The 2,513-nt window shown below is 56.3% G+C and carries 2 protein-coding genes; both read right to left on the bottom strand.

Going from position 1 to position 2,513, the window contains the following annotated elements; genetic code table 11:
- Nucleotides 1-2,020: NAD-dependent DNA ligase LigA (ligA, locus tag ACFDSS_RS14495; RefSeq protein WP_375256422.1), on the bottom strand; the 2,020-nt coding region annotated here is incomplete at its 3' end.
- Between the two features lie 132 nt (nucleotides 2,021-2,152).
- The coding region (locus ACFDSS_RS14490; RefSeq protein WP_375256421.1) for a winged helix-turn-helix domain-containing protein at nucleotides 2,153-2,513 on the bottom strand (361 nt) is incomplete at its 5' end.

Below are 2,513 nucleotides of genomic sequence, written 5' to 3'. Positions count from 1 at the left end.
AGCCGGAGACTTTGGCGCCCAAAGCCTCTGCCCGGGCCTTGGCCTCAGCGCGGGTCATACGTTCGAGCGTCCCGGTAAAGACGACCGTTTTGCCGGCGACGGGACTGTCAGTTGCGACGGCCGCGGCGTCTTGCACATCAAGCGCTGCGACCAGGCGGTCAATCGAAGCGCGCTCCGCCTCTTGGCGAAATGTCGTCACGAGGGAGGTCGCCATCACTTCGCCAACCCCGTCGATCCCGGTCAGTTCGTCCCACACGGGGCCCGCGCCAATTGTGGCACTGCGCATGGCGTCCTCAAAAACGGTCCATGATGTGTAATGATTGGCCAAAAGTGCCGCACTATTTTCGCCCACGTGCCGGATGCCGAGGGAAAAAATCAGTCGCGCCAGAGGTATCCGGCGTTTCTTATCGATGGCATCAAACAGCTTGTTGGCACTTTTTTCGCCCCAACCTTCGCGGTCTCTGAGTTGTTGCATACCTGCTCCGAACCGGTCGCGCAGCGTGAAGATGTCGGCAGGGGTTGCGATCCACGTGTCGCGGTAGAATTGCTCAATCTGTTTCGCGCCCAGACCGTCAATGTCGAATGCGGAGCGAGACACGAAATGCTTCAGTTTTTCAACGGCTTGCGCGGGGCAAATGATGCCGCCGGAACAGCGGCGGACCGCGTCTCCATCTTCGCGGATCGCATCCGACCCGCATTCGGGGCAAATGATGGGAAAATCATAAGCCACCGCATCTTCGGGCCGACGTGCCAGATCGACATCAGCGATTTTGGGAATGACATCGCCTGCGCGGTAAACCTGCAGCCAATCGCCAACCCGTATGTCCTTTCCATCACGAATCGGCGCGCCGTTGCCGTCACGCCCGGCGATATAATCCTCATTATGCAAAGTCGCATTCGAAACAACGACGCCGCCAACAGTGACCGGCTTCAAACGCGCCACGGGAGAAAGCGCACCGGTACGGCCGACCTGGATATCAATCGACTCAAGGACCGTCCACGCGAGTTCGGCCGGGAATTTATGCGCAATTGCCCATCGTGGTGTGGTTGACCTGAAGCCAAGCCGCGCCTGCAATGCGAGGTCATCGACCTTGTACACCACCCCATCGATGTCATAGCCCAGCTTGGCCCGACGGGCTTCTATTTGTCTGTAATGCGCAATCATCTCTTCCGGGGATGCGCACACCACCGTCAGATCATTGGTGCAGAACCCGAGCGCGGCAAGCTGTGCTATGGCGCGCGATTGTGTCTGGCCCAGCGGTTCTGAAATTTCTCCCCAGGCGTAGGCAAAGAACCGCAACGGGCGTACTTTGGTGATTTCGGGGTCCAATTGCCGCAAGGACCCCGCAGCTGCATTGCGCGGATTGGCAAAAACCTTGCCACCTTTTTCCGCCTGCCGCATGTTCAAAGCGGCAAAGTCATCATGGCTCATGTAGACTTCGCCTCTGACTTCAAGCAGATCAGGCGCGTTTTCGAGGTTTCGCGGAATGTCGCTGATAGTGCGCGCGTTGGCGGTGACGTTCTCACCAATCGATCCATCGCCGCGTGTGGCAGCTTGAATCAACACGCCGCTTTCATATCGCAATGACAGCGACAAGCCGTCTATTTTTGGTTCTGCGGTGTATGAAAGCGGTGAAGCTTTATCCAAGCCGAGGTATTTGCGGATGCTGGCATCAAAAGCGAGGACATCTTCATCGTCAAATGCGTTCCCCAGTGACAACATGCGCACCGCGTGCAGGACCTTGCCAAAACCTTCGGCGATTTGCCCGCCAATAACCTCTGATGGGCTATCATCTCGTTTGAGTTCTGGAAAACGCGCCTCAATCGCCGCATTACGCTGCTTGAGCGCATCATAATCTGCATCAGTTATCTCTGGTGCATCATCGCGATGGTAGGCCGTGTTGGCCTGAACAAGCCGCGCGGCTAGCCGCGCAAGTTCCGCCTTTGCCTGCGCTTGCGAAAGCGTGTCAACGGCAAGATATTCTAAATCGCCTGATTGTCCGTTTCGCTGATCCGACACGTTCTGCACCTAATTACCATATTGCAGCCCATAACATTGGGACCGCACATCATAACTAGGCTGGAGAGCCAAAAGCGTCCAGCGCAGATAGCGATTTCAGGTAAAGCGAAGGCGACGATGACCGCGGCGCGGCTATGCACCGATCGCAATATGTTGCGGATGAGACACGGACTCAGGCTCCCGCAGAACGTAGCCGCGGCCCCAAACCGTTTCGATGTGGTTTTCACCGCCGGTTGCTTCACTGAGTTTCTTGCGGAGCTTGCAGATGAAGACATCAATGATCTTCAACTCAGGCTCGTCCATTCCGCCATAAAGGTGGTTGAGGAACATCTCCTTGGTCAACGTTGTCCCCTTGCGCAGGCTGAGCAATTCGAACATCTGGTATTCCTTGCCCGTCAAATGCACAGTATTTCCTTCAACCTCTACGGTCTTTGCATCAAGGTTCACGGCGATTTGTCCAGTTTTGATAACAGATTGCGCGTGGCCCTGTGAT

The organism is Yoonia sp., assembly GCF_042093035.1.
In the GTDB taxonomy this organism is placed as follows: Bacteria; Pseudomonadota; Alphaproteobacteria; order Rhodobacterales; family Rhodobacteraceae; genus Yoonia.
Note: the sequence above shows the minus strand (reverse complement) of the source record. Positions and strands in the feature narration are given on the sequence as shown.